Raw genomic sequence first — 15,513 nt, 5'->3', positions numbered from 1 at the left:
GAGCTGCGACAGGCCATGCTGGTGACGCGCACGTAGTCCACGTGGCGTCGGCTCACGAGCAGCACGGTCATGGTTGCAAACCGTAGGGGGCCGAACAGCCGCAGGGACACCCCGTCCACCAGGTGGGACCGCTTACTCTGATCACATGCGCACAGCTCTGGTCGGCTACGGACTCGGTGGAGCCGCCTTCCACGCCCCGTTCATCTCGACGACCCCCGGTCTCGAGCTCTCGGCCGTGGTCACCGCCAACCCCCGCCGCCAGTCCGAGGTGCGCTCCCGCTACCCCTCCACCCGCGTGCTGTCCTCCCTCGACGAGGTGTGGTCCGGCGGCTTCGACCTGGTCGTCATCACCACCCCGAACCGCTTCCACGCGACCCACGCCCGCCAGGTCCTCGACCACGGCCTGAACGTGGTCGTCGACAAGCCCTTCGCCGCCTCGGCGGCAGAGGCCCGCGCCCTGGCCTCCATCGCGGCGGCCCGCGGCCTGCTGCTGGTCCCGTTCCACAACCGCCGCTGGGACGGCGACTTCCGCACCGTCCAGTCCCTGCTGGCCACCGACGCCCTCGGCAAGGTGCACCGCTTCGAGTCGCGCTTCGAGCGCTACCGCCCGGAGGTCAAGTCGTCCTGGAAGGAGTCCGGCGACCCCGCCGACCTCGGCTCCATCCTCTTCGACCTGGGCACCCACCTGATCGACCAGTCCGTGGCCCTGTTCGGCCGCCCGTCCTCGGTCCACGCGGAGATCGCGACCGTCCGCCCCGGCGCGCGCACCGACGACGACGTGTTCCTCGCACTGACCCACGAGGGCGGCGTCCACTCGCACCTCTGGATGAGCGCACTCGCCGCGGACCTCGGCCCGCGCTTCCGCGTCCTCGGCCACGACGCCGCGTACGTGAAGCACGGCATGGACCCCCAGGAGGACCGCCTGAAGGCGGGCGAGATCCCCGGCGGCCCCGGCTGGGGCGAGGAACCGGAGTCCGCGTGGGGCACGCTCGGCGGCACCCCGCACCGCACGGAGCCCGGCGCGTACCAGGACTTCTACGCGGCCGTCGCAGCCGGCACCGCTCCCGTGTCGCCGCTCGACGCCGTGACGGGCCTGGAGGTCATCGAGGCCGCGAAGCAGTCGGCGGCGACGGGCACCTCGGTCCGCCTCTGAGCCGAGGCCGGAGGCCGAGCCGTTCCCCCGGCCGAAGACGCGGCTCACCCCCGCACCAACGGCGGGTACAACACCTCCGCCACCCCACGCCGGAACAACGCCGCAGGCCGCCCCCCGTCCCGCCCGGTGCTCTCCCCCGTCGCCTCCAGCATCCCCTGGACCCCGGTCACCTTCCGGTGGAAGTTCCGCGGGTCCAACGTCACCCCCCACACGATCTCGTACACCCGCCGCAGCTCGGCGACCGTGAACTCGGCCGGGCAGAACGCGGTCCCCAGCGGCGTGTACTCCAGCTTGGCCCGCGCCCGCTCCACCCCGTCGCCCAAGATCCGCGCGTGGTCGAACGCCAGCGACGACACCTCCGCCACCGGCACCCAGGACGCGGCGGCGGCGTCCGTTCCCGCGACGGGCACCGGCAGGTCCGGTGCGAGGGCCAGGTAGGCGACGGACACCACCCGCATCCGCGGGTCCCGCCGGGGTTCCCCGTAGGTCGCGAGCTGCTCCAGGTGCAGCCCGGACACCCCGGTCTCCTCCCGCAGCTCCCGCGCGGCCGCCGCGTCCACCGACTCCGCCACGCGCACGAACCCGCCCGGCAACGCCCACCGCCCCCGGAACGGCGCCTCTCCCCGCCGCACCAGCAGGGCGCACAGCGCGTCCGACCGCACGGTCAGCACCACCAGGTCGACCGTGACGGCGAAGGGAGGGAAATCACTTGGCGTGTACACGACAGCGAGCATAGGGTTATCGTCAGATTGACGACAAGGAGACGAACCCATGGCCGACATCAGCCGCTACCCCGGACTCCGCCACCTGCGCGGCACCCCGACGGTCCACATCAGACACGTCCGCAACGGCGAGCTGGTCCACGACGGCACCGGGCTGAGCTTCTGGTTCCGGCCCAGGACCGCCGTGCTGAGCGAGGTCCCGGTCGACGACCGCGAGCTGCCGATGCTCTTCCACGCCCGCACGCAGGACTACCAGGACGTGACCGTGCAGCTGACCGTCACGTACCGCTGCACCGACCCGGAGACGGCGACCGCGCGCATCGACTTCTCGATCGACCCGGACACCGGCACCTGGCGGCAGGACCCGTTGAGCCAGATCGCGAACACCCTCACCGAGAGCACCCAGCAGCACGCGCTGAAGATCCTCGGCACGCTCGACCTGCAGACCGCGATCCGCACCGGCGTGGAGCGCGTCAAGCAGGCCGTGGCCGCCAACCTGACCGCCGCCCACATCGGCCTGGAGGTCATCGACGTGCGCGTCGTGGCGATCCGGCCGGACGCGGACATGGAGAAGGCGCTGCAGACCACCGTCCGCGAGCAGGTGCAGCAGGAGGCGGACAAGGCGACCTACCAGCGCCGTGCGGTGGCCGTCGAGCGCGAGCGCGCGATCAGCGAGAACGAGCTGCAGAACCAGATCGAGCTCGCGAAGCGGGAGGAGCTGCTCGTCGTGCAGCGCGGTGCCAACGCGCTGAAGAAGGCGGAGGACAACGCGCGGGCCGCCCGGATCGCCGACGACGTCAAGGCCGAGGGCATCCGCAAGCTCGCCGAGGCGGAGGCCGCCGGCGAGAAGGCGCGGCTGGAGGCCTACCGCGACGTGCCGCAGGAGACGCTGTTCGCGTTGGCCGCCAAGGAGTTGGCCGGCAACCTGCCCGAGATCGGCAGCATCACCCTCACCCCCGATTTGATCCAGCCGATCCTGCAGCGGCTCGCGCGATGAGCCTCGCTCCCCGAATTGTGGTGGTGCACCGGCGCACCGAGCTGACAGAGTTGCTGGCACGACACGGCACACGGGGCCAGGTCGAGTTCTTCCTGAAGTCCCGCAACCGAACCCTGGACGAGGTGGTGGATCGTGACCAGCAGACCCGGCGGGCGCTGGGAGAGGTCGGCGCCGCGATCCCGCTGGACTGGCGCCGCGGCGTGGTCGAGAGGGAAGACCTGTCGCGGTTCCTGTTCGCGCCCGAGGACGTAGTCGTCATCGTCGGGCAGGACGGGCTGGTCGCGAACGTCGCGAAGTACCTCGACGGCCAGCCCGTGATCGGCATCAACCCCGACAGGGGCGTGCTCGCCACGCACGCCCCGAAGGACGCCGCGGAGCTCCTGCGCGGCACCGGGAACACCGAGGACCGCACGATGGTCGAGGCGCGGTCGGACGACGGCCAGGTCCTGTTGGCGCTCAACGAGGTCTACGTCGGCCACCCGGGCCACCAGACCAGCCGCTACCGCGTGCACGGCGAGCGCCAGGCCTCGTCGGGCATCCTCGTCGGCAGCGGCACCGGCGCCACGGGCTGGTGCTCCTCCGCCCACCGCGAACGCGGGAGCACCCTCACCCTCCCCACCCCCACCGAACGCAGGCTCGTGTGGTTCGTGCGCGAGGCGTGGCCGTCGCCGGGCACCGGTGTCGAGCACACCGAGGGCGAGATCACCGACGGGCCGCTGCACGTCGACGTCGAGTCCGACGGGCTGGTGGCGTTCGGCGACGGCATCGAGAGCGACGCGCTACGCCTCGGCTGGGGCCAGCGGCTTTCCGTCGGTCTCGCCGCCCGCCGGCTCCGCCTCGTGCGCTGAGCCGATCACCAGCAGGCACACCCCGGACAGCACCGCGCCCGCGACCAGGTAGAGCGAGATCGCCCAGGTCCCGGTGCGCAGCAACGACTGCGCGACCAGCGGCGCGAGACCACCGCCCAGCACGGCACCGAGCTGGAAGCTCAACGCCACACCGCTGTAGCGCACGCGGGTGTGGAACAGCTCGGCGAAGTAGGCGGCGGACGGGCCGAACAACGCCGCCGAGCCGATGAACCCGAGCACCATCGCGAAGGTGAACCAGCCCGCGTCCGTGAGCCAGAACAGCGGGAACGCGAACGCGGCCTGGAAGACCGCGCCGCCGAACATCACCGGCAGCCGGCCGATCCGGTCCGACAGCAGCGCGAACGCCGGCACCGCGACCACCTGCGCGAGCGACCCGATCACGGTCGCCACCAGCAGGTCGTCCGCCGTGATCTTCAGCGCCGTGCGGCCGTAGCCGATCATGAACACGCTCAGCAGGTAGATGAAGATCGTGAAGCCCAGGTTGACGCCCGCGCCCAGCAGCACGACCCGCCACCGCGTCCGCAGCACCTCGGCGATCGGCAGCCGCGACTTCTCCGCGCGCTCGAACCGCGGGCTCTCCGCCACCCGCAGCCGGATGTACAGGCCGATCCCGACCAGCACGACCGAGAACAGGAACGGCAACCGCCAGCCCCACTCCAGGAACGCCGTCCCGGACGCCTTCGACGACGCGTACATCGCAAGGTTCGCCAGCAGCACACCCGCCGGCGACCCGATGAACACCCAGCTGCCGTACCAGCCCCACCGGCCCGGCGGCGCGTGTTCGACCGCCATCAGCGACGCGCCGCCCTGTTCACCGCCCATGAAGAAGCCCTGCACGAGACGCAGCAGCACGAGCAGCAACGGCGCGAGAATGCCCACCTGCGCGTAGGTCGGCAACAGCCCGATCAACGCCGTGGACAGCCCTGTCACCGAGAGGGTGACCACGAGCATCGAGCGTCGCCCGACGCGGTCACCGAGGTGCCCGATCACCGCGCCGCCCAGCGGCCGGGCGAGGAAGCCCGCGCCGAACGTGGCGAAGGCGAGCAGCACGCCGATGCGCGGGTCGAACTGCGGGAAGAAGATCTTGTCGAACACGAGCGCGGAAGCCGTGCCGTACAAGAGGAAGTCGTACAGCTCGATCGTGTTGCCGACCGCCGATGCGAACGCTGCCCTGCGTACCCCCGTCATCGTTCCAGCCTGGTGGAGGGATTGACAGTGCGCAATGGCCCGGTCACCCTTCGTCCTACGTTCCTACTGTTCAGTAACGAGGTAGCAATGACGCGCCGAGTGACTGTTGTCTCCGTGCTCACCGCCCTGGTCGCCGCGTTCCTGGCGCCCGCGGCCTCCGCCGCGCCGCAGTACCGCGAGTACGTCTCGCTGGGCGACTCGTTCGTCTCCGGACCGTTCATCCCGCTGCAACGGCTCGACCCGCTCAGCTGCTTCAAGTCCACGCAGAACTACCCGTCGGTGCTGGCCCGGCGGCTGAACGTCGAGAGCTTCACCGACATCTCCTGCGGTGGCGCGCAGACGAAGGACATGCTGGGCGTGCAGTCCGGCGTCCCCGGCCAGTCCGTGCCGCAGTTCTCCGCGCTCAAGGCCACCACCGACCTCGTCACGGTGTCCATCGGCGGCAACGACATCGGCTTCTCCGACATCATCCTCACGTGCGCCGCGAAGAGCGTGCTCGACCCGAACGGCGCGCCCTGCAAGGCGACCTACGGCGACCAGCTCGCCCAGCGCGTCGCCGCGACCGCCCCCGAGGTGGCCGCCGTGCTCGCCGGGATCAAGCAGCGCTCGCCCGCCGCGAAGGTCGTCGTGGTCGGCTACCTGCGCATCCTGCCGTCCTCCGGCGGCTGCTGGCCGGTCGTGCCGATCTCGCGCGGCGACGTGCCGTACCTCGACGGCGTGCAGCAGCAGCTCAACGCCATGCTCGGCGCGCAGGCCCAGGCCGCCGGTGCCACGTTCGTGAACCCCTACGACATCAGCGCGGGCCGCGACACGTGCGCCGCTCCGTGGGACAAGTGGGTCGAGGGCATCATCCCGACGAGCATCGCGTTCCCCGTTCACCCGAACGCCAAGGGCATGGCGGCGGTCGGTGACCAGGTCGCCGGCGCGCTCGCCGGGACGGAGCTCGCGGGCGTCTAGTTGCACGCCGTGAGGGCGGTTTACACGATCCGGTGTTACCGCTGAGTTGAATGGAGTTCCGGGTCCTCGCCACGCCATGGTGGTGGCATGGCAAGGACCCGACTTCTGCTCGCCTGCCTCGCGCTCGCCGTTCCCCTGGTTCCCGCGACCGCGCAGGCAGCGCCCTTCCTCCCCGCATCCGGCCTGGTGCTGACGGTGCAGCCGGAGATGGGCGCCCTCAGCACCACGCAGCTGCAGTGCGACCCCGCCGGCGGGCTGCACAAGCACGCCCAGCAGGCGTGCGACCAGCTCACGCCGGTCGACGGCGACTTCCGCAGGCTGGAGGACACCGGCGCGATGTGCACGATGGAGCTGAACCCGACGAAGGCGATGCTGCGCGGCAAGTGGCGCGGCAAGAGGATCGACTTCCAGCAGGTGTACTCGAACCCGTGCGCCGTGCGCGCCCACACCGGCAAGGTCTTCGACTTCTGACCCCCTGACCGCGCCACCGGTGTTCCAGCGCACCGCCGTCGTGCTGGAGCACCGGTGGCGTTCAGCTCGCTCAGCCTAGGCTGCGGCCATGGGGGACTTCCTGGTCTACGCGGTCGGCTTCCCGGCCACCTTCCTGCTGCTGGTGCTGGGAATGGCGCTGGCCGCGCGCCGCATCCTCGGCCTGCGCGTCGGCCTGGTCCGCACCGCGCTCATGTGCCTGCTGGCCATGTCGATCGCCTCCGGACTCTTCGGCGCCACCACCGCGGAGCCCTCGCCCGCGCTGGTGAGCGTCCAGCTCGGACTGTCGCTGCTCGTCGTGATCGGGCTGCTGGCGCTCGCCGAGGTGCTGGTGCCGACCGGCTCGATCCCGCCGGTCACCGAGTGGTGGGGCCTGCTCCGCCGCCGGATCGCCCGCACCCGCCGGTACTCGCGCATCACCGCCATCGCGTTCCGCCACGGCCTCGGCCCCTACCTGCGCGGCCGGGAACGCACCGACACCGGCCTCGCCCGGTCGCTGCGGCTCGCGCTGCAGGACGCCGGGGTGACGTTCGTGAAGCTCGGCCAGGTGCTGTCGACCCGCTCCGACCTGCTGCCCGCCGACTTCGTCGCCGAGCTCAGCCTGCTGCAGGACGAGGTGCCCGCCGCGTCCTGGGAGTCGGTGCGCGCGGTGCTCGACGCCGAGGTGGGCGTGGACGCGTTCACCTCGGTCGATCCCGAACCGCTGGCGGCGGCGTCCATCGCGCAGGTGCACCGGGCGGTGCTGAGGACCGGTGCCGAGGTCGTGGTGAAGGTGCAGCGCCCGGACGTGCGGGCGGTCGCCGAGGGCGACCTGGACATCGTGGGCCGGCTGGCCGAGACGTTGCAGCGCACGCGGTGGGGTGCGGCGCTGGGCGTGCGGGACCTCGCGAACGGGTTCGCGGTGGCGTTGCGCGAGGAGCTGGACTTCCGGGTGGAGGCGCGCAACATCGCGGCCGTCTCCGCCGTCGCGGACGCCTCCGTCGGCCTGCCGCACGTGCACCTGTCGACCGAGCGCGTGCTGGTGATGGACCGCCTCGACGGCGTGCCGGTCCGCCGTGCCGCGGCGGACGAGGGCCTCGCGCGCACGCTGCTGCGGTTCGTGCTGCGCCAGGTCGTGCTCGACGGCGTCTTCCACGCGGACCCGCACCCCGGCAACGTCCTGCTGCTCGCCGACGGCCGCCTGGGCCTGCTCGACTTCGGCTCGGTCGGCCGCATCGACTCGGCGCTGCGCTCGGCGTTGCAACGGCTGCTGCTCGCCATCGACCGCGGTGACCCGGCCGGCCTCACCGACGCGGTGCTGGAGCTGACCTCCCGCCCGGAGGACATCGACGAACAGCGCCTGGAACGCTCGCTCGGCCAGTTCATGGCCCGCCACCTCGGCGCCGGCATGCGCCCGGACGTGGAGATGTTCGGCGACCTGTTCCTGATCGTGTCCCGCTTCGGCCTGAGCATCCCGCCGGAGGTCGCGGCCGTGTTCCGCGCCCTGGCGACCCTGGAGGGCACCCTCGGCGTGCTCTCCCCCGGTTTCGACATCGTCGTGGAGTCACGCGCGTTCGCCGCCGAGCAGATCTCCGAACGCCTCACCCCCGAGTCGGTCCAGCGCACCCTCACCGAGGAGCTGCAGGCCGTCCTGCCCGTGCTGCGCAGGCTGCCGCGGCGCGTCGACCGCATCACCGGCGCCGTGGAACAGGGCCGCCTGAGCATGTCGATGCGCCTGTTCGCCGACGAACGCGACCGCGCCTACGTGACCGGTCTGCTGCACCAGGTGATGCTGACCGTCCTCGGCGCGACCGCAGGCGTGATGGCCGTGCTGCTGCTCGGCGCCGACGGCGGCCCGCAGGTCGTGCCGGACCTGGGCCTGCACCAGGTGCTCGGCTACAACCTGCTGATCATCTCGGTGCTGCTGGGCCTGCGCGTCGTCGTGGCCGTGTTCCGCCCGCGCCGCGCCTAGGTCCTTTGTGCACCAGCCACGGCGTGAGCGCTGAGCACCGGAGCGGGCACCCGGTGCGTCGAGACGACACACGTTCGGGTTCCAGTCGCTGAACCCGCGCCACTGGCGGATTGTCCGGCGCACCGCGGTGGGCGACCATCACCCGATGAGTTGTGAGACGGGCGTGCGGTGGAAGTGGATACCGTTCGTCGTGCTCGGCTTCGTGCTGCTGAGCTGGATCGTGTTCGAGGCGCTGAACCTGATCGACTTCGAGGGGGTCGTCACCTGGGTGCGCGGCATCGACCCCGTGTGGGCCGCGGCCGTGATCTTCGCCCTGCTCGTCGTCGACGTCCTCCTGCCCGTGCCGTCCACTCCGCTCATCGTCCTCGCCGGAACCGCGTTGGGCCTGCCGTTCGGCCTGGTGCTCGCGGTCGTGGGCTCCCTGGGCTCCTCCGCGGCGGGCTACGCACTGGGCCGCTTCGCACGCCCGTGGCTGGTGCGGCGCGTCGTGACCATCGAGGAGCTGCGGGAGATGCGGCGGTGGGGACGGCAGTTCGGGCCCTGGTTCTTCGGGGTCGCACGCGGAATCCCGATGATGGCGGAGACGGTGTCCGTGTCGGCCGGGGTGTCGCGGGTGTCGTTCGGGACCTTCATGACGTCCACCCTGCTGGGAACCGTCCCGATCTGCGCGGCCTACGTCTTCGCCGGGTCACGGGCGGACACCGTCGAGCAGATCGTCATGATCAGCGCATTCGGTTTCCTGGCCACCGCCGGGTTGTTCTACCTCCTGCGGCGTTTCGTGAAAACACCGTAAACCGCTTGCGCGGTGTGGTTTCCTGTAGTCAGGCCCGGTGCGCAGCAGAGGGTTACTTCGGTATCTCAGGTTCGACTCCTGAAGGCCGGCCAGTCCGGCTCTTCGCCCACCCCGGTGGGCAGTCACCTTCTGCGCCTTGACCTCGGGCCACCCTTCTGCCACGCCACCGAGTTCCTGAGAACAATTCGGTGGCGTGGCGTGGTTGTCTGTACGTGCACCCGGTGCGAAACCTTTCACCGCAAATGGGGCGGTCGCGGGTTCGAATCCCGTCAGCCGGATTCCTGTCCGCTGTGCGCTCCCCCGTCTCGCCTCCCGAGGGGGAAGAGCCATGTCGAAGTTCAACGTCCTGAAGGCGCGTCCGTTCGGGAAGAGCCCCATCGGGTCGAAGCGGTCCGGCCGCACCCACGAGGGCGGCGCCGGCTACGAGCGCACCGCTCTGGGCGAGCTGTTCCTGCTGGCCGTGTCGAACATGGGCGGCGAGCAGACGTTCTACGAGAGCGGCGGCACCCGCGACGAGCGCTACGCGCAGTTGGTGCGCACGGCGGCGTTGCAGGATCCCGAGTGGACGGCGCGGATGCTGGCGTGGCTGCGCGGCGAGGCGAACATGCGGACCGCGGCACTGGTCGGCGCCGCCGAGTTCGTGAAGGCGCGGCTCGAGGCCGGTGCCGACGCGGGCGTGACGAACCGCGCGGTCGTGGCGTCGGTGCTGCAGCGCGCGGACGAGCCGGGCGAGCTGCTGGCCTACTGGACCGCGGTCCACGGCCGGGCCGTGCCGAAGCCCGTCAAGCGCGGCATCGCGGACGTGGTGCGGCGGCTCTACGACGAGCGGTCGGTGCTCAAGTGGGACAGCGAGGCGCGCGGTTTCCGCGTGGCCGACGTGCTGAACCTCGTGCACCCGTCGCCGAGCGCGGCCTGGCAGGGGGACCTGTTCCAGTACGTGCTCGACCGCCGCCGCGACCCGGACGTCACCGTTCCCGAGTCGCTGCGGACCGTCGCGGCACGGCGGGAGCTGATGGCGTGGCCGGTCGAGCAGCGCCGGGCGTTGTTCGGGCGACCGGACGCGGCGGACGTGCTGCGGCGGGCCGGGATGACGTGGGAGTCGGTGGCCGGGTGGTTGCAGGGTCCGATGACGGCGCGGGTGTGGGAGGCACTGGCACCGTCGATGGGTTTCATGGCCGCGATCCGCAACCTCAGGAATTTTGACGAGGCGGGCGTGTCGGACGAGGTCGCGGCGCAGGTCGCGGCCCGGCTGGCCGACCCCGGCCAGGTGGCGCGGTCGCGGCAGTTCCCGTTCCGCTTCCTCTCGGCGTACGAGGCGGCGCGCCGAGCCTGCGCTGGGGCCACGCGCTCGACCGGGCGCTGCAGGCGTCGCTGGGCAACCTGCCGGCGCTGCCGGGCCGGTCGCTCGTGCTGATCGACACCTCGGGGTCGATGACCTGCACGGGCTACTCGGCGCGTTCGAAGGTCACGCCGGCCAAGGCCGCGGCCGTGTTCGGCGTGGCGCTCGGGGCCAAGGGCGAGCAGGTCGACGTCCACGGGTTCGCGACCGGCGTGTTCCGCCACGAGCTGCGGCGAGGGGCGTCGGTCATCAGCGAGGTCGACCGGTTCCTGGGCAGGGTCGGTGAGGTGGGGCACGGCACCGACGTCATCGGTGCGCTGAAGAGCTCGTACCGAGGGCACGACCGGGTGTTCATCATCTCGGACATGCAGACGGTCGCCGGGCCGGGCGGTGCCGGGGTCGACGACGTCGTGCCGCGGCACGTGCCGGTCTACGGGTTCAACCTGGGCGGGTACCGGCAGGGGGCGTTCGCGTCGGGCACGGGGAACCGGCACGAGTTCGGTGGCCTGACGGACGCGACGTTCCGCGCGGTTCCGCTGATCGAGGCGGGGCGCGACGCCGACTGGCCGTTCTGAGCCGGCAGGCCCGCACACGCGCTGTGTGCGGGCCTGCCGTCCGAGCGAGCACTAACTTTTCGTAAGTGCAATGGGGTACCCTCGCGGACATGGAGTTCACCGTGTTCGCGAAGGCGTGCCCGTCACGTCCCACGCTGGAGCACGTCACCGGCCGGTGGGGCAGCCTGACGCTGAGCGCGCTGGTCGACGGGTCGCTGCGGTTCAACGAGCTGCGCCGCCGGGTCGACGGCGTCAGCGAGAAGATGCTGTCCCAGACGTTGCACGCGCTGGAGCGCGACGGGCTCGTGCACCGCGACGCGCAGCCGACGAACCCGCCGCGGGTCGACTACAGCCTCACGCCGCTCGGGCGCGAGACGGCGGAGAAGCTGATGGCGTTGATCGTGCTGCTGGAGTCGCGGATGCCGGACGTGATCGAGGCCCAGCGCCGGTACGACGCCAGGCCCTGACCGGCCTCAGCACTCGATGACGTTGACGGCGAGACCGCCGCGCGCCGTCTCCTTGTACTTCACCGACATGTCCTTGCCGGTGTCCCGCATGGTCTTGATGACCTTGTCCAGCGACACGAAGTGCGAGCCGTCGCCGCGCAACGCCATGCGCACCGCGGTGATCGCCTTGACGGACGCGACGGCGTTGCGTTCGATGCACGGGATCTGCACCAGGCCGCCGATCGGGTCGCACGTGAGGCCGAGGTTGTGCTCCATGGCGATCTCGGCGGCGTTCTCGACCTGCTCCGGGGTGCCGCCGAGGACCTCGGCGAGACCACCGGCGGCCATCGAGCACGCGGAGCCGACCTCGCCCTGGCAGCCGACCTCGGCGCCGGAGATCGAGGCGTTCTCCTTGAACAGCACGCCGATGGCGCCTGCGGTGAGCAGGAACCTCACCACGCCGTCGTCGTTCGCACCGGGCACGAACCTGGTGTAGTAGTGCAGGACCGCGGGCACGATGCCGGCCGCGCCGTTCGTCGGTGCGGTGACGACCCGGCCGCCGGCCGCGTTCTCCTCGTTGACGGCCAGCGCGAAGAGCGTGACCCAGTCCATGACGCGCAGCGGGTCGGTGACGAAGTGCTCGCCCTCCAGCCGTTTGCGCATCTCGGCGGCGCGGCGGCGGACCTTGAGACCGCCGGGCAGGATGCCCTGCTCGGTGCAGCCGCGTTCGACGCACTCCTGCATCACGTGCCAGATGTGCAGGAGCCCGGCCCGCACCTCCTCCTCCGAGCGCCACGACAGCTCGTTGGCCATCATGATCTCGCTGATCGACAGGCCGGTCTCTCGGCAGCGCGCGAGCAGCTCGTCGCCGGTCAGGAACGGGTGCGGCAGCGGGGTCGAGTCGGGTTTGATGCGGTCGCTGCCGGACGCGTTCTCGTCGACGACGAAGCCGCCGCCGATCGAGTAGTAGACGGCGTGCTCGACCGGCTCGTCACCGCGGAACGCCTCGAAGCTCATGCCGTTGGGGTGCAACGGGAGCGACTTGCGGCGGTGCATGACGAGGTCGCGGTCGTGCGCGAAGCCGATCTCGTGCGTGCCGCCGAGCCGCAGCCGTCCACTCGCGACGATCTTCTCGACGCGGTGGGCGGCGGCCGCGGGGTCCACCTCCTCCGGGAGGTTGCCCTCCAGGCCGAGGAACACGGCCTTGGGGCTGCCGTGGCCGTGCCCGGTGGCGCCGAGCGAGCCGAACAGCTCGACGTGCACGCGGTCCACTTCGGACGCGCGGGCGCCGAGCTTCTCGACGAACATGGCGGCGGCGCGCATCGGGCCGACGGTGTGCGAGCTGGACGGCCCGATGCCGACGGAGAACAGGTCGAAAACGCTGATCGCCACTGATCAGTCCTTCGTGGTGGGTGCGAGCGGGTCAGTCCGAGGTGAGCTCGGCGTACTTGGCCGCGGTGAGCAGGTCCTCCGCGGAGTCCACGCGCACCTTGAACAGCCAGCCGGCGCCGTACGGGTCGGTGTTGATGATCGCCGGGTCGTCGACGACGGCGGTGTTGACCTCGAGGACCTCGCCGGTGACCGGGGAGAACAGGTCGCTGACGGACTTGGTGGACTCCAGCTCACCGCAGACCTGGTTGGAGACGACCTCGGCCCCGACCTCGGGGAGCTGGACGAAGACGATGTCACCCAGCGCGTCCGCGGCGTACTCGGTGATCCCGCAGGTCAACGGGTCCTGGGTGCCCGGCGTCCAGTCGACCCACTCGTGTTCGGCGGTGTAGAGCAGGTTCTCGGGGAACTCCACGGCGACTCCTCTGGCAGATGACGGGCAGGAAACGTGCGCCCCTCCGCCGTGCAGAGTTGCCTACCCCGAGTGGTCTTGCTGCCTGAGAGTGTGCGGGAGCTTGCCCCTTCGGCGCCCCGACCAGCTCGTCGAGGTCTCTCCCACCCGGGTTCTGGTGCCCATCAGGGGCACCGCGGCCGTTATTCAGTTCCGGTGGGAACGCTATGTGGGCCCGCCACCGGGTGTCAACGCGGGACCGGTACAGGCGTGGCGCAGGTCGCTTTGTCCCAGCAGCACAACCGGCCTGGTCCCGAACAGTGCGACCCGCACAGTGACATGACCTCCCGGCTGCCCCACATTGTGAGATAGCAGCCAGCCGAAACGGAGGAGTCATCGTGCGGATCGCCGTTCCTCGCGAGATCAAGAACCACGAGTACCGCGTCGCCCTCACGCCGGCCGGGGCCCACGAGCTGACCAGCCGGGGCCACGACGTGTACGTCGAGCAGGGCGCCGGTCTGGGCTCCGCGATCACCGACGAGGAGTACCTCGCCGCGGGTGCGAAGGTCCTCCCGACCGCCGACGACGTCTGGGCCGAGGGCGACCTGGTCCTCAAGGTCAAGGAGCCGATCGCGGAGGAGTACCCCCGCCTGCGCTCCGGCCAGACCCTCTTCACCTACCTGCACCTCGCCGCCGACAAGCCGCTGACCGAGGCCCTGCTGGCCTCCGGCACCACGGCCATCGCCTACGAGACGGTGCAGCTGCCGAACCGCTCGCTGCCGCTGCTCGCCCCGATGTCCGAGGTCGCGGGCCGCCTCGCCCCGCAGGTGGGCGCGTTCAGCCTGATGAAGCCCTCCGGTGGCCGCGGCGTGCTGCCCGGCGGCGTCCCCGGTGTCGCCCCGGCCCGCGTTGTCGTGATCGGCGGCGGTGTGGCCGGTGTCAACGCCGCCACCATCGCCGTCGGCATGGGCGCCGACGTGCAGATCCTCGACACCAACGTCGACCGCCTGCGCCAGGTCGACGCCCAGTTCCAGGGCCGCCTGCGCACGCTCGCGTCCAACTCGTTCGCGATCGAGCAGGCCGTCCGCGAGGCCGACCTGGTCATCGGCGCCGTCCTGGTGCCGGGTGCCGCGGCCCCGAAGCTCGTCTCGAACGCGCTGGTCGCGGAGATGAAGCCGGGTTCGGTGCTCGTCGACATCGCCATCGACCAGGGCGGCTGCTTCGAGGACTCGCGCGCCACCACGCACGCCGAGCCGACCTACGAGGTCCACAACTCGGTGTTCTACTGCGTCGCCAACATGCCCGGCGCCGTCCCCCGCACCTCCACCTACGCGCTCACCAACGTGACGCTGCCCTACGCGGTCGCGCTGGCCGGCAAGGGCTGGGAGAAGGCGCTGAAGGACGACCGTTCGCTCGCCCTGGGCCTCAACGCGCACGCCGGTCAGCTGACCAACGGCCCGGTGGCCGAGGCGACCGGCCTGGTGCACACGCCGCTGGAGTCCGTGGTCTGAGAGCCAGTCGGATGGAGGAGCCCCCGCACGCGGAGCACGCTGCGGGGGTTTCGCCTTTCACGGGCGCGCCTCCTCGCGGTCACCGCAGCGCGGCCACCCGCGCCTTGACCCCGTCGATCACGCAGTCCAGCCCGAACTCGAACTGCCCCTCCAGCGACCACAGCTCCTGCTGGTCCAGCATCTCGACGTAGCGGGGGTGCTTCTCCCGGTACAGGTCCGCGATCCGGCCGAGGTCCGGTGGCGGTTCGTCGTGGCCGCCGCGGCTGCGGAAGTTCGCCTCCGCCGTCGTGTACCCGACGACGAAGCTCGACACCGCCGACATCGCCTGCGACGCCTGGACCATCGTCAGGCCGGCCGCCCGCATGGGTTCGAGCATCGCGTCGGCCATGGCGACGGCGTTGGGACCGATGGTGGTGAACTCGCCGATGCCGCGCACCCACCACGGGTGTGCGAGCGCAAGACGGCGGAACGCGTGCATCATCTCGCGCAGCGCGGGTTCCCACGCGGCGCCGGGAGCCGGGCGCGGGAACTCGCCGTAGATCTCGTCGAGGCACAGCTCGATGAGCGCGTCCTTGGTGGGCACGTGCCAGTACAGCGACATCGGGGCCGCGCCCAGCTCGGCGGCGAGCTTGCGCATGGACAGCTTCGCCAGGCCGTGCTCGTCCAGCACCTCCATCGCCTTGCGGACGATGGCCTCCCGGCTCAGGCCGAGGTGCTGGCCGCTCGCCGGCCTGGGTTTGCCGAACCACACGCTGTCCACGGCT

Annotated in this window: 16 protein-coding genes and 1 riboswitch; of the genes, 11 read left to right on the top strand and 5 right to left on the bottom strand. The window is 71.2% G+C overall.

The window, feature by feature from the left end; genetic code table 11:
• Positions 1–145 precede the first annotated feature (145 nt).
• Complete coding sequence (locus tag ACVDFE_RS11370) at positions 146–1,153, top strand: Gfo/Idh/MocA family protein (protein WP_458430399.1); 1,008 nt, start codon at positions 146–148, stop codon at positions 1,151–1,153.
• Positions 1,154–1,197: 44 nt separating this feature from the next.
• Here the strand turns inward: ACVDFE_RS11370 and ACVDFE_RS11365 are convergent, their stop codons facing one another.
• The gene (locus tag ACVDFE_RS11365) at positions 1,198–1,887 is read right to left on the bottom strand and encodes an NUDIX hydrolase (protein ID WP_360395260.1); all 690 of its coding nucleotides are present in this window, start codon (positions 1,885–1,887) and stop codon (positions 1,198–1,200) included.
• Between the two features lie 37 nt (positions 1,888–1,924).
• Here ACVDFE_RS11365 and ACVDFE_RS11360 point away from each other — a divergent pair, with 37 nt between their 5' ends.
• Both ACVDFE_RS11360 and ACVDFE_RS11355 read left to right on the top strand, forming a co-directional pair.
• Positions 1,925–2,872, top strand: coding sequence for an SPFH domain-containing protein (locus ACVDFE_RS11360; RefSeq protein WP_458430398.1), 948 nt, complete (start codon positions 1,925–1,927; stop codon positions 2,870–2,872).
• Between the two features lie 50 nt (positions 2,873–2,922).
• Positions 2,923–3,720: a hypothetical protein gene (locus tag ACVDFE_RS11355; protein ID WP_458430397.1), complete on the top strand. Its 798-nt coding sequence runs from the start codon at positions 2,923–2,925 to the stop codon at positions 3,718–3,720.
• On the opposite strand, the gene ACVDFE_RS11350 is transcribed toward ACVDFE_RS11355, so the two are convergent.
• Positions 3,652–4,929, bottom strand: coding sequence for an MFS transporter (locus ACVDFE_RS11350; protein WP_458430396.1), 1,278 nt, complete (start codon positions 4,927–4,929; stop codon positions 3,652–3,654). The two genes, ACVDFE_RS11355 and ACVDFE_RS11350, sit on opposite strands and share 69 nt — an antisense overlap.
• 99 nt (positions 4,930–5,028) lie before the next feature.
• On the opposite strand from ACVDFE_RS11350, the gene ACVDFE_RS11345 reads away from it, so the two are divergent.
• The 7 genes from ACVDFE_RS11345 to ACVDFE_RS11315 all read left to right on the top strand — a co-directional run bounded on the left by ACVDFE_RS11345 (position 5,029) and on the right by ACVDFE_RS11315 (position 11,479).
• Positions 5,029–5,886, top strand: a complete 858-nt coding sequence (locus ACVDFE_RS11345) for an SGNH/GDSL hydrolase family protein (RefSeq protein WP_458430395.1) — start codon at positions 5,029–5,031, stop codon at positions 5,884–5,886.
• A gap of 87 nt (positions 5,887–5,973) precedes the next feature.
• Positions 5,974–6,357 carry an SSI family serine proteinase inhibitor gene (locus ACVDFE_RS11340; protein WP_360395251.1) on the top strand — a complete coding sequence of 128 codons (384 nt, stop codon included), beginning with the start codon at positions 5,974–5,976 and terminating at the stop codon, positions 6,355–6,357.
• A gap of 88 nt (positions 6,358–6,445) precedes the next feature.
• Positions 6,446–8,326 carry an ABC1 kinase family protein gene (locus ACVDFE_RS11335; protein ID WP_458430394.1) on the top strand — a complete coding sequence of 627 codons (1,881 nt, stop codon included), beginning with the start codon at positions 6,446–6,448 and terminating at the stop codon, positions 8,324–8,326.
• 145 nt (positions 8,327–8,471) lie between these two features.
• Positions 8,472–9,119, top strand: coding sequence for a TVP38/TMEM64 family protein (locus tag ACVDFE_RS11330; RefSeq protein ID WP_360395247.1), 648 nt, complete (start codon positions 8,472–8,474; stop codon positions 9,117–9,119).
• A 328-nt stretch (positions 9,120–9,447) separates the two neighbouring features.
• Positions 9,448–10,533 carry a TROVE domain-containing protein gene (locus tag ACVDFE_RS11325; protein ID WP_458430393.1) on the top strand — a complete coding sequence of 362 codons (1,086 nt, stop codon included), beginning with the start codon at positions 9,448–9,450 and terminating at the stop codon, positions 10,531–10,533.
• 17 nt (positions 10,534–10,550) lie between these two features.
• Positions 10,551–11,033: a hypothetical protein gene (locus ACVDFE_RS11320; RefSeq protein ID WP_458430392.1), complete on the top strand. Its 483-nt coding sequence runs from the start codon at positions 10,551–10,553 to the stop codon at positions 11,031–11,033.
• 89 nt (positions 11,034–11,122) lie between these two features.
• Complete coding sequence (locus ACVDFE_RS11315; protein ID WP_360395243.1) at positions 11,123–11,479, top strand: winged helix-turn-helix transcriptional regulator; 357 nt, start codon at positions 11,123–11,125, stop codon at positions 11,477–11,479.
• Between the two features lie 6 nt (positions 11,480–11,485).
• Here the strand turns inward: ACVDFE_RS11315 and ACVDFE_RS11310 are convergent, their stop codons facing one another.
• On the bottom strand, positions 11,486–12,850 hold the full coding sequence (locus ACVDFE_RS11310; RefSeq protein ID WP_458430391.1) for an L-serine ammonia-lyase: 1,365 nt from the start codon (positions 12,848–12,850) through the stop codon (positions 11,486–11,488).
• Positions 12,851–12,881: 31 nt separating this feature from the next.
• On the bottom strand, positions 12,882–13,262 hold the full coding sequence (gene gcvH / locus ACVDFE_RS11305) for a glycine cleavage system protein GcvH (RefSeq protein ID WP_360395239.1): 381 nt from the start codon (positions 13,260–13,262) through the stop codon (positions 12,882–12,884).
• Between the two features lie 60 nt (positions 13,263–13,322).
• Positions 13,323–13,415, bottom strand: a riboswitch (glycine riboswitch).
• Between the two features lie 221 nt (positions 13,416–13,636).
• On the opposite strand from gcvH, the gene ald reads away from it, so the two are divergent.
• Positions 13,637–14,749: an alanine dehydrogenase gene (ald, locus tag ACVDFE_RS11300; protein WP_458430390.1), complete on the top strand. Its 1,113-nt coding sequence runs from the start codon at positions 13,637–13,639 to the stop codon at positions 14,747–14,749.
• Positions 14,750–14,828: 79 nt separating this feature from the next.
• Here ald and ACVDFE_RS11295 read toward each other — a convergent pair whose 3' ends face one another.
• Entirely contained in the window at positions 14,829–15,509 is a 681-nt protein-coding gene (locus ACVDFE_RS11295) for a TetR/AcrR family transcriptional regulator C-terminal domain-containing protein (RefSeq protein WP_360395235.1), read from the bottom strand.
• Positions 15,510–15,513 lie beyond the last annotated feature (4 nt).

The organism is Lentzea chajnantorensis (assembly GCF_054300775.1).
This window is presented reverse-complemented; position numbering and strand designations above follow the sequence as displayed.